The following is a 23458-nucleotide window of genomic DNA, read 5'->3' on the forward strand; positions in this document are numbered from 1 at the left end:
GCGGACAACATCCCAGTCAGCAGGGGTTTTTGCAGATCCCAGATTCCTGGGATGGGATAACGGCCCGCTTCGGACGCACACTGAGATATGGCCTCGATCAGGGCACTGGGTCGTGCGCGCAGCGATATCGATGTGGTTTCGCGCGCCGGATTGCCGTTGCACGCGTTCATGACGGAGGCGTCCGCATCGCTGGGATCGGTCGTGCCCTTCGTTGCGGGCTGCGTGTCCACCCTTGATCCCCAGACCGCCATGGTCTCGGGAACGGTGAAACTGGAGGCGTTGAGCGGCAGAAACGATGCGGACGTCGCGTGGGCCCGCATCGAGTATGGCGAGGACGACCCGACGGCGATGCAGGCGCTGCTGTTGTCCGGGCGGACCGCGATCGGCGTGAGTCAGGAGACCGAAGGCCTGGTCGAGCGGTCCGTCCGGATGGCGCAGCTGCTTATCCCCTATTTCGGGTTTTACGACGAGGCGCGGGTTGTCTTCACCGATCGAGCGGGAGCGTGGGGTTGCCTCGCGATCTTCCGTGGCAGCGACGACCGGGCCTTCTCGCACGACGAACTCGACTTCTTGGCATCGGTGGCGCCGGCGTTCACCCGCGGCATCCGCACCGGTCTGCTTGCCCAGCCGAGCCCGCGGACGCAACCGGTCGACATGGGGCCGGCAGTGGTCATCGTCGACGCGAACGACCGGATCGTGCAAAGCAGCGAACGGGCACGACAGCTGTATGAGCGGATGGCGGCCCTGCCCGGATGGGCCGACCCCCTGCACATGGTGCAGGCGCTGGTCAGTGGGGCACGGCGCCAGGCCCGGGGTGAAACTGACCAGCAACCCCGCATCCGAATGCGGACGATCGACGGCGTCTGGGTGGTCCTGCATGCCGCTCTGCTGAGCGGGGACGCAGACCGGGCCGGCGAGGTGATCGTGACGATCGACGAAGCACGTCCCCAAGAAATCGCGGATATCGTCGCGGGTGCCTTCGCACTCACTAGCCGTGAATCCGAGGTGATGGCGTTGGTGCTGCGCGGGGCGGACACGAAGCAGATGGCGGATGCGCTGCACGTCTCCGCATACACGGTGCAAGATCACCTGAAGTCCATTTTTGACAAGAGCGGTGTGACGAGCCGGCGTGAATTGGTCGCCCGGGTCTACTTCGATCATCATCTGCCCCGGCTCGAGTCCGGCCTCGATATCCGTGCCTGATGGGCCGGGCCGCTGGGTCCGCTTGGCGGGGCCGACGCGCCTGATCGACGCTGTCCCAGGTGGCTGGTCCCCGAAAGCAGAGAACCGCTCCGACCGGCAAACAACCTGGTCAGAGCGGTTCATCACTACTGGTGGGCGATACTGGGTTTGAACCAGTGACCTCTTCCGTGTCAAGGAAGCGCGCTACCACTGCGCCAACCGCCCATATGGAGTTGTCCTACTCGAGGTGGGTACCGGATTTGAACCGGTGTACACGGATTTGCAGTCCGTTGCCTCGCCTCTCGGCCAACCCACCACGCGAGAGCCGGTCCCGTGAGAGCCGTGGCCTTCCGTGAGACCCTCTCCGAGCGGACGACGGGATTCGAACCCGCGACCCTCACCTTGGCAAGGTGATGCTCTACCAACTGAGCCACGTCCGCATATTCTGTTTCTCGCATCGTCTCGAGACTGTCTCTGCCTCGTTCAGGCGCATGGAAAACCATAGCCCACTCCCCCGTGCGATGCAAAACAAGTAGCCGCACGCCTTTTGGCGGTCGGTCTGCTGGCGGGGACGACGCCAACCAGCAGCTACCATTTCCGCACACGCGAGACCCGCCGCGACCCATGAGCGGCGATTGGCTCGCCCTCCAGGCCGAGAATTGCGGGACCCGCGAATTGGCGTACCCGCCGCGGTTGAGATAAGGTAGGCGTCCGCAGGGGCGATTGGCGCAGTGGTAGCGCGCTTCGTTCACACCGAAGAGGTCACTGGTTCGAACCCAGTATCGCCCACCCTATTTAAAGGCCGTTTGACTAGGTGATAAACCCAGATCGAGCGGCCGAAACCTTTTCCCGTGCAGCCTTCATGCAAGATGGGTTCTAGCGGCGCCGCATCTGCTGGCCTACCGACATCTCCATCGTGTGCCGGTGAGTACGCGCCGCCTGATCGCCGGCATAGCTCCTTGCCGTGCAGTCCACGCACCGCAAAGCGGTTCACTTCTGCTGCCGCGACGCGAGCAGACTCACTGGCGGCGAGTGGGTGATGGACATCCCACAGGAAGGCCGGAAACCGAAAGATCTTCTGCCCAGACCCACACCCTCAATCGATGAGTCAGTGGCAACCCCGGCAGTTTTTATTGCCATGCCGTCTCAAATAATGAGACTCAATTTGCCTTGAGGATGTCTCACGTCGCATCTTGTAGCTACGTGACGCGGCAAGGGCGCCGGGCCTTCAGCAGATGATGAGGAAGGGCAGGTAGCTGATGAGCGCTCCGGCGTTAGTTCTCCTTGCGCAGGGCACGACAGATTCTCGCGTCGAACAGGTGTATCACACCCTGCGCCACGAGCTGCAATCACAGCGGCCAACCATTTCCATCCACCTCGCGTTCGCCGACAGCTGCCCCCCAACGGGCCCGCAGGTGATCGGGGCTCTCGCGAACCGGGGGGTCGACGAGGTCGTTCTCGTCCCGCTCGATCTGTCCCGGGTGTGCGGTCCGACCGACACGATGGCCGGTGTACTGACCGCCGTCCGGCACCACCGCCCAGACGTGAAATCTGCCATGGCAAGGCCTATCGGCCCGGCCATCGAGCTGCTCAATGTGCTCGACCTGCGGCTGCGCAATGCGCTCTCGACGGTGCACGCCACCGAGCTCGACGGACTGGTACTGCTCACTCCCACCTGGGGCGACACCCGTGGTGCCGGCCTGATCGCACGTCGTGCTCGTCAGTGGGCAACCCACCACAAGCTACCGGTCCTGGTGGCGCACAGTGACGGCTCAGGCCCGGATGTGGCTGCCGCGATCGCCAGCCTGCGCCACATCGGGCGACGTAACATCGCGGTCGGCTCGTTGTTCATCTCCCCCACCGAGTTGTACCGGCAGCAGGCCGAACTCGCGCTCGCCTCGGGCGCGCTCGCTGTCAGTGCTCCGCTGGGCGCCGATCCCCTGCTCGGCGAGTTGGCGATGGCTCGCTACTCATTCGCCGCGATGGAACTGCTGGACGACGTGACCATTTCGCAGACCGACGAGGCCGACCTCGAAGCCTCGGCCAGCCAGGCCCTCTGACCGCTCCGGGATCAGCCGGATCCCTCGGTGGGCGGTGACGAGTACTCGCTGTCTTCCCGCTTCTGCCTGCTCGGCTGCACCCGCGGCGGTTCGCCCGGCATCTTCGGGATATCTACCCGCGCAACGTTGTGCCGACTAGGTAACTCAGCGGCACACCGAGAAGCGCTGTGGCCCAAGATACCGGGCGAGTATTCGCCCAGAATGGGGCCAATCACCATGAACTCCGTAATCGCAACTCAAGCTGTTGAGACACACCAGCCGCCTGTCCCCGTGTCGTCGTGGGCGACGCGCATCACCGATTGGGAAACCCGGAACGCCGGGAAGCTCTGGCAGTGCCGGCTCATCGGTGAGCATCATGGCGCTGAAGTCGTTCAGTACGTGCAGGCGCACTGGTTCGGGCACTGGGTGTGGCACTACAGCACCTTGTTTGTGACTCGGCGCGGCCCGTCGTGCCCGGCGTGGTGCTCCGAGCACGCCAATACGATTCCCGACAGCGAGGAGCTGCAAGACGAGTGCATTCAGCACGCGCATCACGTCACGGTCGGGCCGGCCACCGTCGACCTGGACGCGGTCGAAGACCCGACGACCGGGCAGTTCAGCGAGGTGTCGATCACGACCCCGGATCGTCTCGGCCCGGTGACCGCGGCCACAGCACGCCAGGTCGCGGAGGCGCTGATGCAGGCCGCTGACCTGCTCGATGGGCGGCGATGATCGTGGCAGCCGATAAGAAGCAGGCCGCTGTCGAGGTCCTGATGGATGTGAACTCGACGCCGGATTACTACATGAAGTGCGTGGTGAGTGAGACGCTCGAGCTGGCAGGGTTCACTGTTCAGACGTATCCCTACAAGGCGTACCGTGCCGCCGTCGAGGACGGCCGTCCTCGGATCATCGTCCACTTCCACTCTGATCAGCGGCAGAAGGCCGTGGGGGTGTTCCTTGCGGTTGTGGTGGCCGAGCAGCTGCCGGGCGATTACATCAGCGTCAACTTCTCGCGGTCGACCTGGCGCGTACTTGATGAGGCTGAATGGCGGTTCGCGGCCGAAGAGAGGCCGGAGATGACGATCCGTAACAAGGTGCGGGACCTGGCCGACAAGTGGGCGGCGGCCCAGCGGGCTGAGGTGGCGTGATGAGCGACTTGTTTCGCATTGTCGACCCGGAGAACTGGGACGTGTTCGTCACCGACAGTGAGCCGGTCGAGTACGTCAACCTCAAGGGCCTGGCGCAGCTGGTGAAGGGCTCGCCGCTGGGTATCGATCAGGCCATGCAAGCACTCCAAGACCAGGGCATGGACGGGGCTCTCGCGGCCCGGGTGTGGCTGGAACTAGCCGAATTGTCCTAGACATCCACGATGGTCCAGGGACCAGTGCCCTGGATCGTCGCGGGTGCCTAATTGGCAGATCTGCCAATAGCCCCCGTTTCACGAGAAACCGGGGGCCTCAGCCGGCCGGGGATTCCAGCGCGGCGACGCGGGCAGCAAGGTCGGCCACGGCGGATTCGAGGGCGGCAAGGCGCTGCTCAACGACCGCTGGCGTGTGCTGCTCGGACAGGCGGCCGTCTTCGCCGAGGTACGGCACATTGACCGTGCGCAGCTGGGTCATGGTTTCCTCCTGAACTCAATAAGGGTTGAGGGACTGCCCCTACACCGGGAAGGAGCCGAAACGGTGTAGGGGCAGTCCCCCTGGCGGGTTCACCCATTCCCGCCAAGGTGGCCGGCGCCGCGCAATCACGGGTACGCGGGTCAGTCGCCAGGCCACCAGTCTTAGGCGCCAGCCTCGGCCTCGACCTCGGCTTCGAACTCGGTCAGTCGATCGGACGCGTCCTCCAGAGTGGCGAAGAGTTGAGACCAGATCACTTTTCCGCACCAAAGGCGCTTCGCGGGTTTCGATGGCCAACTCTCGGCCAGTGTGAACGACCACGGCCGCCTGATGTTCTTGCGGGACTTCTTCAGCTTCAGACCGATCGCCTCGGCTCGGCGACGGACCTGCCGTTCGAACGAATCTGGTGTCGTCATGGTAGGAACTCCTTTGCTGTCTGACTTGCTTGAATGTCACGAAACTCTGTGGTGCTGCGGAAGCCTAGCGGGCTGCTGACCAATGCCGATCTGAACGCCGGCCAGCAGCCATAACCACCGCAGGATCGAGCCTCACCCGCCTGAGCCCCATGTCCGGGAGCGATCCCCCAGACCTGTACGCAGCCGGAGCGCCAGCACCTTTACGGTAGGGCTTGGACCCGGGTGGAGGGGTCCCCCCTCGGTCGAGTTGGGGTCGAAGTGGTCAGGCCAGTTCGATCTTCTGGATCGCGGACGGGTGTGGGAAGAGGAACGTCACGCGCATGATGGCGCGGACGGCGATCCGGTCGGAGCCGAAGTAGACGGAGCGGTCGACTTCGAGCGTGGTGCCTTCGCGGACTGCGAGGATGACGCGGTCTTGCGGGATCGACCACACGGTTCCTGCGTCAACTGCGGGCGACGTCAGCAGTGGAACGCCGGCGATCTGGCGGCGCGTCGGCTGGGTCGGGTCGTTCCCGAGCAGCGGTTCGTTTGAGCCAGCAGCCTTCTTCACTTTCGCCATGAGCTCGGCGTCGGCCGGGTTCGCGACGAACGCGGTGATCGTGGCGCCAATGTTCGCGGCGGCGAAGATGGCAGACACGAAGGGGTCGGTGTCCTTCCAGGCTGAGCCTGCGCTGATCGTGCCGACACCGGTCAGATCCTTGAGGCCGGCCGGCTGGATCGTGCTGGCCCCTCGGGTGCCGAAGAAGGCGGCGTCCAGCTGGCGGGCGATGTCCCGGGCTAGGCCCTCTCCTACCAGTTCGGCAGCCTCGGGGGTGGTGTCGTCGGCGAGCTCCCGGGAGAGGGAGGTCAGTCCGGCGAGCTTGTAGAAGGGGGAGGCGATCTCATCGAGCACGGGGGCGGAGGTGGTGATCTGCTCGCCTTCGGCCGTCCAGGCCGCGGACGGATCGGCGGCGACGATCGGCACCCTGTAGGCGGCGACATCACCGGTGTTGACGACGTGGGCGGCTTGGGCGGCGACGGACGTGGCGAGGGTGGGTTTGACGATGAGGTCGCCGATCTGCTCGGGCAGGAAGGCGGTATTGGCGTCGGTGGTCAACATTGTTTGAACTCCAGTGGATTGTGCGCGGGTCAGCGCGGTGAGGGGATTGATGGGTTAGACGGCCGCGCCTGGCGTCCTGTCGAGTGGCCCTCCGGGGGTCTCCACTGCTTGGTGGGCGGGCAACCGGGCCCGGCTTCCACTAGCGGTTCTAGTGTAGCACCGGGCCCGGACAGTCCGCTTGTCAGCGGTGTTTCAGTGCGGCCGACCAGCTGGTTTCCGTGTCTTCGCCGCGGATGGGTGTCCCGTTGTTCCCGGCCACACCGGTCGGGTTGGTGGCTTGGGCACCCTGGGTGATCCCGAAGGTGGTTCGGGTTTCGTCGATGGCCTGGGTGACGGCTGTCGTGTCGACGGTTCCGTCATCGGTGAGCAGGTCGGCGAGGGTGACCCCGGTGGCCCACAGTGCGGCTGGTTTCAGCCGTGCCTCGACCGCCAGTTGGTCGATCTGGGCGCGTTGGAATCCTGCGAGTCTGCCCGCAATCTGGTCGCGTTCTTGGACGATCTGGTCACGCTCGGCTTCGGCGGCGCGGAGCCGTTCACGGTATCCGGCGGCTTCCTTACGGGCTTTCGCGAGCTGGCCACCGTCGTCTGGAGTGGTGGCGACCGCTGGGGTTTCGGCGGGTTGTTCACTCATGAGCGGTCTCCTTGGACTTGGCTTCCACGTCGGCGACAATCCGCCGGGCGCCGATGTTGGCGAGCTCGTTGACGCCGTGATCGAGCTGCTGGAGGCTGTGGTGGATCGCCGACAATTCGGCGTCGTTGAATTCGCACAGCCGGCCGGACAGCCTTTGCAGGTTGTTCGTCAGATGCCAGATCGTCATCGAGATATCGGTGGTGCACATTGTCTTCTCCTTTTTATTTGTCCCGCGCCGGTGATGTCGCGGTGGTCTTGGTTGGGGTTGCGAGGGTCTTCGCGGCCGACTTGTACAGCTTGGTTCTGCGGTCGACGGGCGTCAGGCGCCCGCGGTCATCCCACAGCTCGATAGCCTCGATCGGGTTCAGAGCGTCTGGCCGGATGAACGCGAACTCGTCAACGTAGGATTCTGCGCACACCCGATCTAGTAGCGACAATCCGGGCATAGACCTGTACTTCTCGCTTTGCGGGTTCTGTGCTCGAACGAACAGCTGGAGGCCCGCGCGCGTGACGGTTTCGGCGTCCATCGTGGTACGAAACACGCCTCCCGTGCCAGCGAGCTTCTGCTGAAATCCACGGATCTCATCCCTCGCGTGAAACCAACCCATTGCCCGGCTGTTCGACACGCCCATCAGGTGAGCCAGGCATTTCATGTAGGTCATGCCAGGCGTCTTCAGCTGCAGGTTTTCGGGCACAAAAAACGTGAAATTGCCTGCGTATGCTCGGGCGTACGGGAGGCTGGTTGTCCAGAACGAGTGCCGAGCAGCGTCAATGTGCGTACCGCGGTAGAGGGTGATCGGAAAACTAAACGGGTAGTCCTCCAGCCACCAGAGATCGATGCCCCATCGGCCGTCTACTTCGGCTTCGACCTCGAACGCCAGCGGCCGGGGGTCAGGGCCCCGGAAAGGTCGGTTGATGGGCCTGTGACTTGGGAGAACGTGGGGGTGTGACCGGCGTGGCGTGTGGGACGGGTGTGGCCTGTGGGGCTGGGATGGGAGTTGCCATACAACCTTCCCCGACCCAGGACCACACCCGCCGATGCCATCTTCCCCGACAGTCGGCGCGAGCAGGATCGAACGCGCCGGTGACCTGATGACCGCCTTGAACCATGTTCCCGATCCCCGAGACCCACGCGGGGTCCGCTACCCGCTGGCCGGGATGCTCGCCGTCGCAGTGTGTGCGGTGCTCGCCGGAGCGCGCTCGTTCGCAGCGATCGGGGACTGGGCGCTGGATCTCGACGCTGGGCACCTGGACCGGCTCGACTTGGAACGCGCGCCGGTGGAGTCCACACTGCGCAAACTGTTCGCCCGGATCGACGCGGCCGCTCTGGATGCTGCGCTGGCGGTGTTCGCCTGGTGCCGGGTCCGCCACATCGCAGGCCGTCGGGTTGTCGCGATCGACGGCAAGACGGTGCGGGGTGCACGCTCCAAAGCGGGCAGCGCACCGCATCTGATTGCCGCACTCGACCACGCCACAGGCGTCGTGCTCGGCCAGCACGCGGTCGAGGCGAAGAGCAATGAGATCCCTGCGGTGCGGGATCTGCTCGCCGGCTTTGACCCGGCTGACTTGGCCGGATGCGTGATCACAGCCGATGCGATGCACACCCAAGACGACACCGCCAAGGCCATCATCGCTGCCGGCGCGGACTATGTGTTCACCGTCAAGGCCAACCGCCCCACCCTGCTGGCAGCGCTCAAAGCGCTGCCCTGGAACAAGGTGCCCGTCGGATCGACCTCGACCCAGCACGGCCACGGCAGGCGCGCCACGCGAACCATCAAGGTCATTGAGACGCCCACCCTGCCCGGCTGGCCGGAGTTCACCGGCGCGGCCCAGGTCGCCCAGCTACGCCGCACAGTCACCAAGAACGGGAAGAAGACCGTCGAGGTGGTGTACCTGATCACCTCCGCCGACCATCACGACGCGCCACCGGCGACCCTGGCCGCCTGGGTCCAAGGGCACTGGTCGATCGAGAACGCCCTGCACTGGGTCCGCGACGTCACCTACGACGAAGACCGCTCCCACGTCCGCACCGGCCACGCCGCCCATGTCATGGCCAGCCTGCGCAACACCGCGATCTCGATCCTGCGACTCACCGGCTGGGACAACATCGCCACCGCCCTACGCCACCACGCCCGCAACCCCGAAAGAGCCATCACATGCGCCCTCACAAGCTGAAACAAGACCTTTCCGGGGCCCTGGGCCGGGGGTAGTCGAGCAGCATGCCCTGTTTCTCGTAGTTCTCGAGCCGGTATACCTCCCAGCAGGCATCTATCAGCCGCCTCGTCTCGGCGCTCACTTCTGACCCCTTCGAGTGGCTTGATCAATAGCGCCCCAGACTCCGAAGGATTCGGAAGCACCGGCATCAGCGCACTCGCTCTGCACTGGGCAGTGTCGGCAGCGGTCGGCTGCCCAGTCGCGATCGTCGGCGGAATCACTCAGCCATGGGTTGTTCTCGTCGCCCCAGGATGCGCAGGCGATGAACTGGCCGTGGTCGGCCGCGGTGGCCAGGGCGGCGGTGAGCGCCAGATGGGCTGGAGAGTCGAGCATGGGCAGTTGAGGATTGATCTTCACGACAGGCCGCCCTTCTGGGCGAGCTTGTGGCGCCAGGTGCACTTCTGGGTGCCAGCCCTGAGGGTCAGGGACATGCCACAGTCCGGGCACGGGTCGGTCGCCTCGCCAATTGGGCCAGTCGTGCGGCTGTCTGTTTGAGCGTGGCCCGACTGTGATTGTTCCCCAGTTGGGCCACGCTGTATTGGCTTGTCATACCCAGTTGGGCCAATTGGGCCACTTTCTGAGAGATGGACATCGTGGCTGGCCCGACTGTGATCCGCGCCTTCGCCCGGATGGTCGGGTTCGTCGGAACGATCGGAACGTGTGGAACGGTTGGAACGGTTTGATTGAGACCCCTCCGAACTGTTCGGATACCTGCCGTTCGAATCGTTCGTATCGTTCGAGCCGTTCACACTGTTCGTGTGCAACCTGCTGGCGACGGCCGCAATATCTACCTCGGCGTAGCCACGGCGCCTCTCACCGTCCGGTTCCTGCCTGGGGCGGACGCCGGCACCAACGAGCATCTTGGCGAGGCGGTGAGCAGTGAGATCTCGGCCATAGGGCGATTCCTTGCTCCACTGGTCGGGCCGATCCGCGATCATCTTGGCCACGATCTCGCTGGTCGGCACGAACTGGCGATCTTTCACGATCTCGGCCACGTCCAGAATCGCCTGCATGGTTGGTGGAATGCTGCGCATGCCGTCCTCCCGGTCTCGCCTTTCTTCTTCCATGTCGCGCTCGATCAGCGCAGATACTCGTTGCGGCCAGGGACCACCCACCACTGCGGCGACCCGCACGAAGGCAACCCAACGTTCCTTCAGCCGACCCTTGCAGCCGTCGGGGAACGTTGGACGCGCTTCTTTGACCTGCCCGGCATGGGTTTCGGCCCACTGGCGTAGACCGTCGCCTACCGTCAGCGCCTGCAGCTCGAAGTCCTCATCGAGCCAGTCGGTCTCTTCGGCCTGATCGTTGACATCGGGCAGCAGGAAGATCCGCAGCGCCCGCGATCTGGTGTCGTCGGGGATGCGCGGGCTGTTCCCGGCCATCGCGACCGCGCAGTAGGTGGCCATCTCTTTCGGGATCCAGTCACCGCCCTTGGTCGGGGTCAGCACCGGACGGGTCGCGCCGCGCTTGTACCCGGAGTTCAAGATCGACAGCAGATCCGAAGTCGTCTCCTTCTTCGGGTCCAACGATCGGTCGACCTCATCGAGCAGCAACGTCCTGGGCCGCTCGGCGACCAGCCGGACCAGCAGCGCAGAGCTGGTGACCTGGGACATCTGCGCAGGGTCCAGACAGATCCGCTGCAGGTGCTCCAACGCGGTGGTCTTGCCACTGCCCGGCATGATGCTGTCGATCAGCAGCCGAGGCGTCACCGGCACGTAGCCGAGCAGCCATGTGTGCTGAGCCCATAGCGCCATCACCCAGATGTCCTCGACGGCGGTGGTGATCACGTACCTCTTCAGCCAGACCACCGCATCGTCCAGCGCAGGAGTCTTGAGCCACTCACTCATACGATCGCCCCGATCAGGGCAAGATCGGCGGCGTGCTCGGGGTCGAGGATGTCGTCACCGCGCAAGACTGCGGCGTGCAATCTGCATTGAGCAGCGCTCACCGCACACCGGCGGTCGATGCGCTGGGCAGCGGTCGGATCGGTGCCGAGATAGTCGCCGGGTCGTGGCCGGCAGTCCTCGAAGATCCGGCCGCGCTGCTCCCACTGGGCTGGCAAGACGCTGCTGATCGCGTCGGCAACCAGGTCATCGCGATGGGCGCCGAGGTCGAGGCCGGCCAGGGCGCGGCGCACCTGGGCTTGCGGGCTGAATAGGCTAGGACCTGATATGCTGGATTCGCGGATTGAGTGCGTGGTGGCCGTCCCAGGGTTCTCCTCCCTGGGGCGGTTCTCCTTTTTTGCGATCATGCCGCGTCATCACCGCCGAGTGCAGCGAGCTCGGACTCAGCGGCCTTGGCGTCCGCAATGGCTTCGCGGGCTTTACGACGCGACTGTGCAGACTTCAGTGCCAACCGCTGATAGTAGGCGCGGCGGAGATGCTCGGCGCGGATGGGGTCACCATCGGCCTGGGCAAGGAACTTGGCTTGGAGGGCGGCGCGCGCCTTCGCGGTGCGGGCAGTGCGGTCGGTGGTTTGCGCCCAAGACTCATTGGCGGCGATCGAGGCGAGCAGCCGACGCTCGGAATCGGGTGTAGACATACGTGTCCCCTTGACACGTACCTCTGCCCAATTAGGTAACTTGATTCCGCGCTGGCGCCAGGCTCGTATTCAGCTTTCCGTGGGAAATGCTACCTCATCTTTACGCTGTTCGCCAAGTTTCTGCACGGCGGCAGCTACGGGATCTTCGCCGTGATAGAGCAGGGGCAGCGTAGTCTTCTTCTTGCCCGCCTGCACCTGCAGATAGAGCTCGTTCAGGTCGGCGACCATCTTGTGCTCTTCGCGGCAGGTGGCGAACACCTCATCGTCCGGGTAGTAGTCGACACCGGGGCGGCCCAAGTAGTTCGGTGGGAAGTCCACTCTTCGGTGAACGCGCCGTCCATTGACCGCAAGTTCATACTCGGATGTAGTCCACACCGTCGCGCGCCACAACAGAGCACCATCATCCTCGCGTTCAACCGCGCCGACGAACCCACCACAGATCGGGCAGAACGCCCGCAACACCGCCTCGCTCATATTCGATCGCCCCTGCGGAGTCGTTGAGCAGCAGCCTTCGCGCGCTCGTCGGCCGCGACGGAACCATATCGGCCTAGCATCGCGTCCGACTTCCAGCCCGCCAACCGCATGGCGTCGCGCTCTTGGCCGCCGTTGGCGAGGAAGTCGTTCGCCCACGTATGCCGAAGCTGATGCGGGTGAATTCGCGGCAAGCCGGCCTCATCGCAGCGGACCTCGAACCGGGCCCTGATTCCGTCCTCTGTGAGCCCGCCCCGCTCCCCCAACCACAGCTTCGGCAGGTGTGCCCAGCGGTGATCGGACCGGACGCGTAGGTACCGGTCGACTGCTTGGACCGTGCGATCGCCGAAGTAGACGAACCGCGTTCCCGTCTTTCCGGTCACCAGCGCGATGGCGGTGTCGAGGTCGAGTCGACTCGGGTCGGTCGTCATCCCGGCCAACTCCCCCACCCGAATGCCGGTGTCGAGCAGGACGCGGAAGATCGCCTGATCGCGACGGTCTGCGAACGATTTCCCTCGGCATGTGCTCAGCAGCTTGGTCAGATCGGCATCCGAGACGATGGGGACGGCGGGCTCGTCGGTCACCGCGGGAGCCTCCAGTTTCGCCATGGGGTTCGTGGCGAGCTCGTCCTCGTCGGCGAGCCATTGACAAAATCGGTGTAGGCCGCGGTAGCGCATCTTGCGGGTGTTTGCGGATAGTCCCGCGTCGCGCAGACTTGCCAGCCATTCACGGATGGCGGGGCGAGTGAGTTCGTCCAGCGTCTCCGGTCTGCCCTGCTCGGCAAGCCATCGGCCGAAGAAGATGACTGCCTGGTCGTACAGGCGGACGGTCTGCGGTGACTTGTCGGCGGCGCGCAACGCGCGGTCGAAACTCTTGCGCAAGTCTTCCAATCGGGCAGCCATGATGCTAGGTTATCAGGTGAGTAAGCGTTGTGCTACTCGCCACATGCGCCTATCAATAACTAAATTGCCTAGTCAATCTTGCGTTGCCTGCTCGGCTGCACCCGCGGCGGTTCGCCCGGCATCTTCGGGTATTCGGGCGGATAGGGCATGTCCGTCAGGCCCTGTTCCAGCCCCAGTTCGTAGAGCCGAAGCGCCGGATCGATGCTTTGGGGTTTGGACGCGTACAGCGGGGCCCAGACGTCGCCATGCTCGCGGTAACGCTGCGGCATGGTGACCACGGTGAAATCGTCCGGGCGCACATCCGGCAGTTCGTCCCAGGTCAGCGGCGCCGACACCCTGGCCTGGGGCACCGGACGCACCGAATACGGACTGGCCATCAACCGGTCACGCGCCATCTGGTTGAAGTCGACGAAGATGCGCTGACCGCGTAGCTCCTTCCACCACTCCACCGTGACCTTCTCCGGCATCCGGTGAGCGAGTTCGCGACCGATCGCTATCACGGCATGCCGCGCGACCACGAAGGGCACGGGCTCGATCATGCAGAAGACGTGAACCCCGCGTCCGCCGCTCGTCTTCGGGTAGCTCTCCAATCCCAATTCACCCATCACCTGGCGCAACTCGAGCGCGGCTCCGACGGCGTCCCCGAAATCGGTGCCCGGTTGCGGATCCAGGTCTATCCGCAACTGGTCGACCAGGTCGACCCTGGGGGCAGTCACAGGCCACGGATGGAAGCGCAACGTGCCAAGGTTCACCGCCCAGACGATGGTGGCCAGATTCGATGGGGTGATCGCGGTTGCGGTACGACCCGACGGAAACGTGATCTCGGCCACATCCACCCAGTCGGGACGCTTCTCGGGAGCCCGCTTCTGGTAGAAGGCATCGCCCTTGCCATCAGCACGGGTGGTCAGCTTCATGCCCTCGCGGACTCCACCGGGCCAGCGTTCGAGCGTGGTCGGACGCCGTCGCAGCCCCGCAAGGAACCCGTCCCCCACACTCATCGCGTAGTTCGCCAGATCGAGCTTGCTGATACCCAGGTCCTCGAAGTAGATCTTGTCGGGGCTGGATAACCGCACCTCGATCCCCTGTACGTCCAGCTGCATCGCAGGTGTCGCCATGGATCCAGCCTATGAGGTGCCGGGGCACGGTTGAGGATTGAAGCAGCTGGTTACGCTGGAGACTGCCCGAGAGGAGCCGACCGTGAACCGTTCACTGCCAGGAGATGGCGTCTTCAGGCTTACCGATGACCAATGGCGGGTCAAGCTGAATCCCAAGGAGTTCCACGTCCTGCGCGAGGCCGGCACCGAGGCGCCGTTCATCGGCGAATACACCAATCTTGAAGCCGAGGGTACTTACCGCTGCCGAGCCTGCGGCGCTGAACTCTTCCGCTCGACCACCAAATTCGGTTCGCACTGCGGCTGGCCGAGCTTCTTCTCTCCCCTCGCTGAGGACCGCGTCCGCTATATCGAGGACCGCTCGATGCCCGGGCGGCCGCGGGTCGAGGTGCGCTGCGCCAACTGCGATTCGCATCTGGGACATGTCTTCGAGGGCGAGGGCTACGACACTCCCACCGATCTGCGCTACTGCATCAACTCGATCAGCCTGACTTTCGAGCCCGCCGATGATCCCGAACCGGGTGCGCGGACTGGTGCCTAGCGCCTTGACGGCGCGTCTGCCGGAGCACAGCTGTACTGCCGCCTATTGTCGGGACTGTGAAGAATGAGGTCCGGACACTGATGAGCGGGGACTCATCCTTCGGCCGCATCACCGACGCCATCGAGGCATTCGGTTGGCATCCCCGGGTGCAGGTCGAGCAGATTCCGGCACCCCAGCGCATCGCGCCACACGCCTATGCCGTCGAGGCAAGCGTGCTGACCACCGCGGACGACGAGGTCGGCACCGGACGCCTGATCGTTCTCCACGATCCGAACGGCAACCAGGCCTGGAACGGCAACTACCGGTGCGTCAGCTACGCCCGCGCTGATGTCGATCTGGAGATGGTCACCGACCCTCTGCTCGCCGAGGTCGGCTGGACCTGGCTGACCGAGGCGCTGGAAGCGAACAACGCCAGCTATCACGACGCCTCCGGAACCGTGACGGCGGTGTCCAGCCGCAGTTTCGGCGAACTCGCCGGCGAGGCCGACCGTGCGGAGATCGAGATCCGCGCGTCGTGGACTCCCGAGCTGGGTGAACTGCCCGACATCGTGCCTCACCTGGCGGCCTGGCAGTCACTGCTGTGCACCACCGCCGGTCTACCTCCATTGGCCGACGGCATCATTCAACTCACCACCCGGCTGGAACAACAATGAGCGAACCTCCCGAACTCGATCTGGCCGAACTGCCGGTGCTGGCCGAGCCCGCCAGCGGAGTTCCCTCAGTGGTCGACGATTCGCCAAGCCGGAGCGCGGCACTCGAAGCCCTGCGGGCCGGTCATGGTCCAATCGCCATCGATGTTGAACGCGCGCAGAGCTTCCGGTACTCGTCCAAGGCCTACCTGCTGCAGCTCAAGCGTCCCGGTTCGGGCATCATATTGATCGATCCGACTGCATTCCAGACCGATGAGGCCGAGGTCGCGCAGCTGGCAGCCTTGCAGCAGCTGATCGGCGACCAGGAGTGGATCATCCACGCGGCCACCCAGGACCTGCCCAATCTGGTGCAGCTGGGGTTGCGCCCGGTGCAGCTCTTCGACACCGAACTGGCCGCACGCCTGCTCGGACTGCCAAAGGTGGGTCTGGCCGCGCTGGTCGGCAGGTACTGCGGCGTCCGGCTTCTCAAGGAGCATTCCGCCGCCGATTGGTCACGACGGCCTATTCCCGATGACTGGCTGGCTTACGCCGCACTCGACGTCGAGCTCCTGCACGAGTTGCGCGAACAGTTGAGCGCCGAGTTGGCCGCAACCGACAAGCAGGAATGGGCCGCTCAAGAGTTCGAGTGGCTGTGCCGATGGGCAGTGCATCCGGCCGCCGAGCACCCCGACCGGTGGCGCCGCACGTCGGGTTCGCATCTCGTCCGTACGCCACGCGGCCAGGCCGTGGTTCGCGAACTGTGGACGGTTCGCGATGACATCGCCCACCAGAACGACAAGACACCCTCGAAGATCCTGCCTGACAAGGCCATCAGTGAACTGGCCGCACTGATCACCCGCAGCCACCCCGGCGTCCCCACGGTGCAGGAGCTGCGTTCCATCGATGGGTTCAAGCGCCGCCAAGCTCGTGCCTATCAGGCCGAATGGCTCGCTGCGCTCGATCGGGTAGCGAACCTGCCCACGAGCGAGCTGCCGCCGGTGCGCACCGCAACCAATGGGATTCCCGCTCCACGCAACTGGGAGCGCGTCAATCCGCAGGCCTGGCGGCGCTGGGAGGCTGTGCGTCCGGTGGTCGTGAAGCGTGCCGAGGAGCTCAATCTGCCGGTGGAGAATCTCATCTCCCCCGATGCGCTCAAGCATCTTCTGTGGGAGATCGAGCTGCCACTGAGCGTCGAGTCGGTCTCCGATCAGCTCGCTGCCCGCGACGCCCGCCGCTGGCAGCAGGACCTGATCGCTCCGCTGGTGGTGGAGCGGCTCAGCTGACTCCGGTCGCTTCTGACCCCACCTCCGCCGCCGGTTCGCCATGGGTCACTGGCGAAACCTCTCGGCGTCCACCGTGGGGGCTTCGATGAAGGCGGTCATCGTCTCCGTCACCTCGCGGGCGATCGCCTGCGGTGTCAGCCCGATCTCGGCGAAGATCTCGTTGCGGGTCGCCGGCTGCAGGTACCGCTGCGGGACGCCGAACTGGCGGGTGGGCACCTCGATCCCGGCAGCGTCCATCTCCAGCTCGAGGTGCGATCCCAAACCTCCGACGATCAGGTTGTCCTCGATGGTGACGATCAGCCGGTGGTGCCGGGTCATCTCGACCAGCGCGGGGCTGATCGGCAGTCCCCACACCGGATCAACCACGCTCACGGTGATGCCCTGCGCCCGGAGCAGGTCGGCCACCTTCAATGCCCGGGCGCACATCGCGCCCCAAGCCACCAGCAACACGTCGGCGTCCTCGTCGGCCGACAGCACGTCGAGACCGTCGCGCCGGACGACCGCGGGCATCGGGTCCGGCAGCTTCTCCTTGCTGTAGCGAATCAGCGTGGGGGCATCACTGGTCTCGACAGCTTGCGTGAGAACTTCGGCCAGCCGTGGCTGATCACGAGGACTGGCCAGCATCAGACCGGGCACTATGCCAGCGAGGGAGACATCCCAGATGCCGTTGTGGCTGGCACCGTCGGGTCCGGTGATTCCCGCCCGGTCCAGCACGACAGTCACTCCGAGCTTGTGCAGACCCACGTCTAGCAGCAGTTGATCGAAGGCCCGGTTGAGGAATGTCGAGTACACGGCGAAGACCGGGTGCAGACCCGCGCGCGCCAAGCCGGCAGCCATCGTCATCGCGTGCTGTTCGGCGATGCCGACATCGAAGGTCCGCTCCGGGTAGGCCGCCGCGAACCGGGTCAACCCCACCGGATGCAGCATCGCCGCGGTGAGCGCCACCACATCGGGATGGTCGTCCGCGATCTCCATCATCTGCTGCGCAAAGGCATCGGTCCAGGTGGCCTGCACGGCTGCGCTGAGGGGCTCTCCGGTCGTGGCGTCGATGCGTCCGACCGTGTGAAAGTGATCGGCCTTGTTGAGTTCGGCGGCCCGGAAACCATGGCCCTTCTTGGTGATGGCGTGCACGATGACCGGCCCCCCGAAGCCCTTGGCCAGCTCGAGAGCCTCGGTCAAGGCGTCGAGGTCATGGCCGTCGATCGGTCCGAGGTACTTCAGGCCCAGGTCGCTGAACATCTCCTGCGGAGCCAGGATGTCCTTGAGACCCGATTTCATGCCGTGCAGCACGTCATAGGCGGTGCGTCCGAAACGCGCCCGCCGCATCTGGGTCTTGATCGTCTCCAGCGTTTGCTCGTAGCGGGGATCGGTGCGGATCGCCCCCAGTTGTCGTGACAGCCCGCCCACCGTCGGGGCATAGGAGCGTCCGTTGTCGTTGACCACGATCACCAGCGGGAGATCGTCGGCGATCGCGATGTTGTTCAGCGCCTCCCAGGCCATGCCGCCGGTCAGTGCTCCGTCACCGATGACAGCCACCACCGTGCGATCGGTTTCGCCGCGCAGCTGGAAGCCGTGTGCCAGACCCTCCGCCCAGCTCAGCGCCGTGGACGCATGCGAGTTCTCAACCCAGTCATGCTCGGACTCCGCCACGCAGGGGTAGCCCGACAAGCCGTCCTTCTGCCGCAGGCTTGCGAACTCCCCACCGCGTCCGGTCAGCATTTTGTGCACATAGCTTTGGTGCCCCGTGTCGAAGATGATCGGATCGTGCGGCGAATCGAAAGTGAGATGCAACGCCAAGGTCAGCTCGACAACCCCCAGGTTGGGACCCAGGTGACCGCCGGTGCGGCTCACGTTCGAGATCAGGAACTGCCTGATCTCGGCTGCCAGCTCATCCAGCTGTGGACGCTGCAACGCGCGCAGGTCGCTGGGCTGATGAATCGACTCCAACAAGGACATGGTTCGACGATACCGGCACCGCACAGGTTGTCCACTACGCCTCACGGCCATTTCCTCGGTTGACCGCAGGATCGTCGTCCTGACCCGGTGCGGGCCTGGCGATCCGTCAGGCAGTGCGAAGGAAGATCTTGCCTCGCAGGGCCTCCTCGACCAGTGCGATCGCGCGGCGCGTCGCCAGCAGGTGCAGCTCTTCGGCCTCGTCGTCCAGCAGGCTCGGTTGGTCGTCCAAACGCATCTCGCGGTTCGCCCGAATTCGTCCCTCGATGAAATCGCCGGCGAACCGGGCCAAGACGCTCGGGTGACGACGCAGCACTGCATAGCCCCGATAGTCGGGCGGGCAGCAGCCCAGTAACCAGTCTGCTGCCGACTGCTCCCAATCTGGGACGCCCGGAGGCAGGACGGTCTCCGGCCAACCCCGCGGAACGAAGTTCTGGACGGACAGCTCGTCGGCGAGTCGATGGGCGATGGTGGTCATCTCGTCCTCCTCATACTCGGAAAGCCGATCTCGAACATTTGTTCGATTGGTTCAAGTATGCACTGCACCTATGACGAAAACCAGCACCACAGGCGAAACACCCAGGCGTGGCGATAACTCGAGCTGCGATTTTCGTAAGAGTTCGCTGTGGAGCGCAGAATGGGGGCATGGACGTCTTCGACCAGATCATCGCGGGGCAACTGCCCGCGGAGGTCATCTGGCGCACCGAGCGTTTGATCGCCTTTCTGGATGCCCGGCCGCTGTTCGCGGGACACACGCTGGTCTGCCCGGTCGAACACTATGAAACCCTGTACGAACTTCCCGAGGACTACTACACCGAGATCCTCGCTGCTGCCCGCACCATCGCACTCGCCCAGAAGGCGGCACTGGGCGCTCAGGGCACCTTCATCGCCGCCAACAACGTCATCAGCCAGTCGGTCCCGCATTTCCACTTGCACGTCGTGCCACGTAGCAAGGGCGACGGACTGAAGGGATTCTTCTGGCCGCGCAGCAGGCCATCAGCCGACCAGCTGCATGCTGTGGCCGAGCAACTACGCGCCGAACTGGCAGGAGCAAAGCCTTGAGTGAACTCGCCAACATCTTCATGCCCGGCGCCCGCCATTGGGACGAGGTGAAGCGCGCCGAGAAGTCGCTGTACGTCGATTCGAAACAAGGCGGCTCGGGTCCCGGCAAGCTCGATCTGGATTCCGGATTCATGGTCTTGCGTGATCAGACGGGAAACGCCACCGAGACCTCCACGACGATCGGGAACCCGTTCCGGACGGCACCCGAAGAGGCGGTGGAGGACGAACACAGATCTGCGGCCGACGACATCACCCAGATGTCCCCGACCGCAGATCCTGTTGTCAACGACTGACGATCAGCCCTTCAGAGCCCGCAGCACGTACTGCATGATGCCGCCGTGGAGGTAGTAGTGGCGTTCTCCTGGCGTGTCGATGCGCACGATGGCGTCGAAGCGGGTTGTCTTGCCATCCGGCGCGGTTGCGGTGACCTCGACGGTCTTGGGAGTGATTCCGGCGTTGAGGTCGGTGACTCCGGAGATCGAGAACGCTTCCTCCCCGGTCAGCCCGAGCGAGGCGGCGCTGGTTCCGGCCGGGAACTGCAGTGGGAGCACGCCCATGCCGATCAGATTCGAGCGGTGGATGCGTTCGTAGCTCTCCGCGATGACGGCCCTCACGCCCAACAGCATGGTGCCCTTGGCCGCCCAGTCCCGTGAGCTGCCCGACCCGTATTCCTTGCCTGCCAGCACGACCAGCGGAATGCCACGAGCCTGGTAGTTCACGGACGCATCGTAAACGGTGGTCACCGGCCCATCGGGCTGAGTGAAATCGCGGGTGAAGCCGCCTTCGGTGCCCGGCGCAATCTGGTTGCGCAACCGGATATTGGCGAACGTGCCACGGATCATCACTTCGTGGTTGCCACGCCGCGAGCCGTAGGAGTTGAAGTCCTTGCGCTCGACGCCGTGACTGGTCAGATACTGGCCGGCCGGGGAGTCCACCTTGATCGCGCCCGCCGGGCTGATGTGGTCGGTGGTGACCGAGTCCCCCAGCTTCAGCAGCACCCGAGCCCCGCAAATGTCACGGACCGGAGCCGGCTTGGCAGGCATGTCATCGAAGTAGGGGGGTTTGCGCACATAGGTCGAGGTGGCGTCCCACTCGAAGACCTTGCCCTCGGGTGTCGGCAGCGTTTGCCAACGCTCGTCACCAGCGAAGACGTCGGCATACGAGGTCGTGTACATCTGCGGATCGATCGCTGAGGCGATCACGTCCTCGATCTCGGTCGGGGTTGGCCAGATATCACGCAGGAAGACACTGTTACCTTGATCGTCCTGCCCGATCGGCTCCGTGGTCAGATCGAGATCCATGGACCCGGCGAGCGCATAGGCGACCACCAGCGGTGGGCTGGCCAGGTAGTTCATCTTCACGTCGGGGTTGATGCGTCCCTCGAAGTTGCGGTTGCCCGACAGCACCGACACGACCACCACATCGTCACTGTTCACGGCCTTGCTCACCGCCGGAATCAACGGACCCGAATTGCCGATGCATGTGGTGCAGCCGTAGCCGACCACGTCAAAACCCAGCTGGTCCAGATAAGGGGTGAGCCCGGCACGCTCCAGGTAGCTGGTGACCACCTGTGACCCTGGGGCGAGCGTGGTCTTCACCCACGGCTTGCGTTGCAGACCCTTCTCAGCCGCCTTCTTGGCGACCAGGCCGGCGGCCACCATCACGCTCGGATTCGACGTGTTCGTGCACGAGGTGATCGCGGCGATACCCACCAGGCCGTTCGACAGGGTGACCGGCTGTTCACCGATGGCCGCGTCCACCGACTTGGTCAGATCGCTGGCGTAGTTCGGCAGCGCTGTAGCAAAGGCCTGCCGGGCGTCGGCCAAGGCGATCCGGTCTTGCGGACGCTTGGGCCCGGCGATCGACGGCACCACTGTCGACAGGTCGAGCTCGAGGTATTCGGAGTATTCGGCAGTCACCTCGGGGTCGAACCACAGACCCTGGGCCTTCGCATAGGCCTCCACCAGCGCGATCTGATCCTCGCTGCGGCCGGTCAGCCGGAGATACTCCAAAGTGATCTGATCGATCGGGAAGATGGCAATAGTGGAGCCGTATTCGGGGCTCATGTTGCCGATCGTCGCGCGATTGGCCAGCGGCACCTGCGCCACGCCCGGCCCGTAGAACTCGACGAACTTGCCGACCACCCCGTGCTTGCGAAGCCGGTCGGTGATGGTGAGCACCAGGTCTGTCGCGGTGGCGCCCTCGGGCAGCTTCCCGGTGAGTTTGAACCCGACGACCCGTGGGATCAACATCGAGACAGGCTGACCCAGCATGGCCGCCTCGGCCTCGATACCGCCGACTCCCCAACCGACCACGCCCAGCCCATTCACCATGGTGGTGTGTGAATCGGTGCCCACACAGGTGTCCGGATAGGCCACCAGCTCGCCATTGACCTCGCGCGGGAACACCACCCTGGCCAGATGCTCGATGTTGACCTGGTGGACGATGCCGGTGCCCGGCGGCACCACCTTGAAGTCATCGAATGCGGTCTGTCCCCAGCGCAGGAATTGGTAACGCTCGCGGTTGCGCTCGTACTCGAGATCGGTGTTCACCCGTAGCGCCTGAGGGGACCCGAAGACGTCGGCGATCACGGAGTGATCGATCACCATCTCCGCCGGTGACAGCGGATTGATCTTCGAGGGATCGCCACCCAGATCAGCCATCGCCTCACGCATCGTGGCCAGATCCACGATGCACGGCACGCCGGTGAAGTCCTGCATGATCACGCGTGCCGGAGTGAACTGAATCTCGTGATCCGGCTCCGAATCAGCGTCCCACTCCCCCAGGAACGCGATGTCGTCGTGCGTGATGTTCGCGCCGTCCTCGGTGCGCAGCAGGTTCTCGAGCAGCACCTTCAAGCTGTATGGCAGCCGCTCCTGGCCAGGAACCTTGTCGAGCCGGTAGTAGGCGTATGTCGTGCCGTTGACTTCAAGCGAGTCCTTGGCGCCGAAGCTGTCAATACTCATGCTGCTCCCCATCTGCAATTTATCTTGATGTCAAGATACCACTCTCGTGGTATTTCAGATAAATCCTCCCATCGTGAGGGTGGACTCAGGCCGGAACAGCCCACATCGACCCCCCGGACAAGGCAAGCCCGCACTAACCTGATGTCGGGTCCCGGCCTCTCGCTCAGCGCGCCCATGCCGAGACCCACAGCGGCAACCCCTATTGACACCCTAAATGCGCCCGCACAGGTTCGGTTGAGCGCAGGCCGCGGATAACGTCGAAACATGACACAAGACAAGTTCAATGCTGATTCCAACGACAACTTCGAGGTCGCCGGCAATCAACTCACCGACGCGATCAAGAAGCTCTGGAAGGACACCACCGTCCGGAGCATCATCATCCGCCATCCCGATGGCAGGAAGCTCATGACCGTGCCGCTGGCCGTCGGTGTCGCCGGCGGAGCCATCGCACTGGTGATGGCTCCCGTACTGTCGATCATCGCCGCGATCGGGGCAGGGCTGGCCAAGGTCCGCGTCGAGGTCGTCCGCACCGACGACCCGCAACGCTGATCACCCCGTTGCTGCGTGATGCGTTCGATCAGTGCCGAATCGATGACTGCTGGCGGGCTGCCCGACGCTGCTTGAGTTGGGCGGCATAGACCTCGCGCAACTCCGGGTCGTCCATCACCAGATAGACCAGTCCGCAGTCCTGCGGCCCGTTGGCGCCGGGCTGACACAGGCTGCACGGGTCGTCCGGACGAAGCGGACAGCGCGGCGTGCTTATTCGCGAAGTGGTCATCGATTCAACTGTGCGTCCGAACG

Annotated in this window: 29 protein-coding genes and 4 tRNA genes; 14 read left to right on the top strand and 19 right to left on the bottom strand. The window is 64.5% G+C overall.

The window, feature by feature from the left end:
* Positions 1–87 precede the first annotated feature (87 nt).
* A complete protein-coding gene (locus tag QUE25_RS00880) occupies positions 88–1203 on the top strand; it encodes a helix-turn-helix transcriptional regulator (RefSeq protein ID WP_286266676.1) in 1116 nt (371 codons plus the stop codon).
* Positions 1204–1332: 129 nt separating this feature from the next.
* On the opposite strand, the gene QUE25_RS00885 is transcribed toward QUE25_RS00880, so the two are convergent.
* The 3 genes from QUE25_RS00885 to QUE25_RS00895 all read right to left on the bottom strand — a co-directional run bounded on the left by QUE25_RS00885 (position 1333) and on the right by QUE25_RS00895 (position 1622).
* A tRNA-Val gene (locus tag QUE25_RS00885) sits at positions 1333–1407 on the bottom strand.
* A gap of 20 nt (positions 1408–1427) precedes the next feature.
* Positions 1428–1498, bottom strand: a tRNA-Cys gene (locus QUE25_RS00890).
* A 51-nt stretch (positions 1499–1549) separates the two neighbouring features.
* Positions 1550–1622 (bottom strand) — tRNA-Gly (locus QUE25_RS00895).
* Between the two features lie 277 nt (positions 1623–1899).
* Here QUE25_RS00895 and QUE25_RS00900 point away from each other — a divergent pair.
* The 5 genes from QUE25_RS00900 (at position 1900) to QUE25_RS00920 (ending at position 4581) form a co-directional block, all read left to right on the top strand.
* Positions 1900–1971, top strand: a tRNA-Val gene (locus tag QUE25_RS00900).
* Positions 1972–2441: 470 nt separating this feature from the next.
* Positions 2442–3242 carry a sirohydrochlorin chelatase gene (locus QUE25_RS00905; protein ID WP_286266678.1) on the top strand — a complete coding sequence of 267 codons (801 nt, stop codon included), beginning with the start codon at positions 2442–2444 and terminating at the stop codon, positions 3240–3242.
* Positions 3243–3512: 270 nt separating this feature from the next.
* The gene (locus QUE25_RS00910) at positions 3513–3953 is read left to right on the top strand and encodes a hypothetical protein (RefSeq protein ID WP_286266680.1); all 441 of its coding nucleotides are present in this window, start codon (positions 3513–3515) and stop codon (positions 3951–3953) included.
* Between the two features lie 2 nt (positions 3954–3955).
* Positions 3956–4369: a hypothetical protein gene (locus QUE25_RS00915; RefSeq protein ID WP_286266683.1), complete on the top strand. Its 414-nt coding sequence runs from the start codon at positions 3956–3958 to the stop codon at positions 4367–4369.
* The gene (locus QUE25_RS00920) at positions 4369–4581 is read left to right on the top strand and encodes a hypothetical protein (protein WP_286266684.1); all 213 of its coding nucleotides are present in this window, start codon (positions 4369–4371) and stop codon (positions 4579–4581) included. Before QUE25_RS00915 ends, QUE25_RS00920 begins: the two co-directional genes overlap by 1 nt.
* Positions 4582–4678: 97 nt before the next feature.
* Here QUE25_RS00920 and QUE25_RS00925 read toward each other — a convergent pair whose 3' ends face one another.
* The 6 genes from QUE25_RS00925 to QUE25_RS00950 all read right to left on the bottom strand — a co-directional run bounded on the left by QUE25_RS00925 (position 4679) and on the right by QUE25_RS00950 (position 7645).
* Positions 4679–4840 carry a hypothetical protein gene (locus QUE25_RS00925; RefSeq protein WP_286266687.1) on the bottom strand — a complete coding sequence of 54 codons (162 nt, stop codon included), beginning with the start codon at positions 4838–4840 and terminating at the stop codon, positions 4679–4681.
* A gap of 161 nt (positions 4841–5001) precedes the next feature.
* Positions 5002–5253 (bottom strand): hypothetical protein, encoded by a 252-nt coding sequence (locus QUE25_RS00930; RefSeq protein ID WP_286266689.1) that lies wholly within the window; start codon positions 5251–5253, stop codon positions 5002–5004.
* Between the two features lie 262 nt (positions 5254–5515).
* The gene (locus QUE25_RS00935; protein ID WP_286266691.1) at positions 5516–6352 is read right to left on the bottom strand and encodes a phage major capsid protein; all 837 of its coding nucleotides are present in this window, start codon (positions 6350–6352) and stop codon (positions 5516–5518) included.
* 181 nt (positions 6353–6533) lie between these two features.
* A complete protein-coding gene (locus QUE25_RS00940; RefSeq protein WP_286266693.1) occupies positions 6534–6983 on the bottom strand; it encodes a hypothetical protein in 450 nt (149 codons plus the stop codon).
* Positions 6976–7191 carry a hypothetical protein gene (locus tag QUE25_RS00945; protein WP_286266695.1) on the bottom strand — a complete coding sequence of 72 codons (216 nt, stop codon included), beginning with the start codon at positions 7189–7191 and terminating at the stop codon, positions 6976–6978. Before QUE25_RS00945 ends, QUE25_RS00940 begins: the two co-directional genes overlap by 8 nt.
* A 13-nt stretch (positions 7192–7204) precedes the next feature.
* Positions 7205–7645 (bottom strand): hypothetical protein, encoded by a 441-nt coding sequence (locus QUE25_RS00950; RefSeq protein WP_286266697.1) that lies wholly within the window; start codon positions 7643–7645, stop codon positions 7205–7207.
* Positions 7646–8021: 376 nt separating this feature from the next.
* Between QUE25_RS00950 and QUE25_RS00955 the strand changes: the two genes are divergently transcribed.
* The gene (locus QUE25_RS00955; protein ID WP_286264634.1) at positions 8022–9158 is read left to right on the top strand and encodes an ISAs1 family transposase; all 1137 of its coding nucleotides are present in this window, start codon (positions 8022–8024) and stop codon (positions 9156–9158) included.
* 117 nt (positions 9159–9275) lie between these two features.
* Here the strand turns inward: QUE25_RS00955 and QUE25_RS00960 are convergent, their stop codons facing one another.
* On the bottom strand, positions 9276–9554 hold the full coding sequence (locus tag QUE25_RS00960) for a WhiB family transcriptional regulator (RefSeq protein ID WP_286266699.1): 279 nt from the start codon (positions 9552–9554) through the stop codon (positions 9276–9278).
* Entirely contained in the window at positions 9551–11044 is a 1494-nt protein-coding gene (locus QUE25_RS00965) for a DUF3631 domain-containing protein (RefSeq protein WP_286266700.1), read from the bottom strand. Before QUE25_RS00965 ends, QUE25_RS00960 begins: the two co-directional genes overlap by 4 nt.
* A 32-nt stretch (positions 11045–11076) precedes the next feature.
* On the opposite strand from QUE25_RS00965, the gene QUE25_RS00970 reads away from it, so the two are divergent.
* Complete coding sequence (locus QUE25_RS00970) at positions 11077–11355, top strand: hypothetical protein (protein WP_286266702.1); 279 nt, start codon at positions 11077–11079, stop codon at positions 11353–11355.
* 89 nt (positions 11356–11444) lie between these two features.
* Here the strand turns inward: QUE25_RS00970 and QUE25_RS00975 are convergent, their stop codons facing one another.
* From QUE25_RS00975 to QUE25_RS00990, 4 genes are all read right to left on the bottom strand, one after another.
* Entirely contained in the window at positions 11445–11738 is a 294-nt protein-coding gene (locus tag QUE25_RS00975; RefSeq protein ID WP_286266704.1) for a hypothetical protein, read from the bottom strand.
* Positions 11739–11807: 69 nt separating this feature from the next.
* On the bottom strand, positions 11808–12212 hold the full coding sequence (locus QUE25_RS00980; RefSeq protein WP_286266706.1) for a hypothetical protein: 405 nt from the start codon (positions 12210–12212) through the stop codon (positions 11808–11810).
* Complete coding sequence (locus QUE25_RS00985) at positions 12209–13111, bottom strand: tyrosine-type recombinase/integrase (protein ID WP_286266708.1); 903 nt, start codon at positions 13109–13111, stop codon at positions 12209–12211. Before QUE25_RS00985 ends, QUE25_RS00980 begins: the two co-directional genes overlap by 4 nt.
* 68 nt (positions 13112–13179) lie before the next feature.
* Entirely contained in the window at positions 13180–14226 is a 1047-nt protein-coding gene (locus tag QUE25_RS00990) for a DNA polymerase domain-containing protein (protein ID WP_286266711.1), read from the bottom strand.
* 82 nt (positions 14227–14308) lie between these two features.
* Here QUE25_RS00990 and msrB point away from each other — a divergent pair, with 82 nt between their 5' ends.
* From msrB to QUE25_RS01005, 3 genes are read left to right on the top strand one after another with little or no spacing between them, the layout of a single operon-like run.
* Entirely contained in the window at positions 14309–14764 is a 456-nt protein-coding gene (msrB, locus tag QUE25_RS00995) for a peptide-methionine (R)-S-oxide reductase MsrB (RefSeq protein WP_286266713.1), read from the top strand.
* A 56-nt stretch (positions 14765–14820) separates the two neighbouring features.
* A complete protein-coding gene (locus QUE25_RS01000) occupies positions 14821–15417 on the top strand; it encodes a DUF3000 domain-containing protein (RefSeq protein ID WP_286266715.1) in 597 nt (198 codons plus the stop codon).
* Entirely contained in the window at positions 15414–16676 is a 1263-nt protein-coding gene (locus QUE25_RS01005) for an HRDC domain-containing protein (RefSeq protein WP_286266717.1), read from the top strand. The genes QUE25_RS01000 and QUE25_RS01005 overlap by 4 nt, the downstream gene beginning before the upstream one ends.
* A gap of 45 nt (positions 16677–16721) precedes the next feature.
* Here QUE25_RS01005 and dxs read toward each other — a convergent pair whose 3' ends face one another.
* Both dxs and QUE25_RS01015 read right to left on the bottom strand, forming a co-directional pair.
* A complete protein-coding gene (dxs, locus tag QUE25_RS01010; RefSeq protein WP_286266719.1) occupies positions 16722–18632 on the bottom strand; it encodes a 1-deoxy-D-xylulose-5-phosphate synthase in 1911 nt (636 codons plus the stop codon).
* 106 nt (positions 18633–18738) lie between these two features.
* On the bottom strand, positions 18739–19107 hold the full coding sequence (locus QUE25_RS01015; RefSeq protein WP_286266721.1) for a hypothetical protein: 369 nt from the start codon (positions 19105–19107) through the stop codon (positions 18739–18741).
* A gap of 167 nt (positions 19108–19274) precedes the next feature.
* On the opposite strand from QUE25_RS01015, the gene QUE25_RS01020 reads away from it, so the two are divergent.
* Both QUE25_RS01020 and QUE25_RS01025 read left to right on the top strand, forming a co-directional pair.
* Positions 19275–19691 carry an HIT family protein gene (locus QUE25_RS01020; RefSeq protein WP_286266724.1) on the top strand — a complete coding sequence of 139 codons (417 nt, stop codon included), beginning with the start codon at positions 19275–19277 and terminating at the stop codon, positions 19689–19691.
* A complete protein-coding gene (locus QUE25_RS01025) occupies positions 19688–19984 on the top strand; it encodes a hypothetical protein (protein ID WP_286266726.1) in 297 nt (98 codons plus the stop codon). Before QUE25_RS01020 ends, QUE25_RS01025 begins: the two co-directional genes overlap by 4 nt.
* Positions 19985–19987: 3 nt before the next feature.
* Here QUE25_RS01025 and acnA read toward each other — a convergent pair whose 3' ends face one another.
* Positions 19988–22657, bottom strand: a complete 2670-nt coding sequence (acnA, locus tag QUE25_RS01030; RefSeq protein ID WP_286266728.1) for an aconitate hydratase AcnA — start codon at positions 22655–22657, stop codon at positions 19988–19990.
* A gap of 264 nt (positions 22658–22921) precedes the next feature.
* Between acnA and QUE25_RS01035 the strand changes: the two genes are divergently transcribed.
* Complete coding sequence (locus QUE25_RS01035; RefSeq protein ID WP_286266731.1) at positions 22922–23206, top strand: DUF4342 domain-containing protein; 285 nt, start codon at positions 22922–22924, stop codon at positions 23204–23206.
* Positions 23207–23234: 28 nt separating this feature from the next.
* Here QUE25_RS01035 and QUE25_RS01040 read toward each other — a convergent pair whose 3' ends face one another.
* Complete coding sequence (locus tag QUE25_RS01040; protein ID WP_286266733.1) at positions 23235–23435, bottom strand: DUF6767 domain-containing protein; 201 nt, start codon at positions 23433–23435, stop codon at positions 23235–23237.
* Between the last annotated feature and the right edge of the window lie 23 nt (positions 23436–23458).

It is taken from the genome of Brooklawnia propionicigenes (genome assembly GCF_030297015.1).
GTDB classification, from domain to species: domain Bacteria; phylum Actinomycetota; class Actinomycetes; order Propionibacteriales; family Propionibacteriaceae; genus Brooklawnia; species Brooklawnia propionicigenes.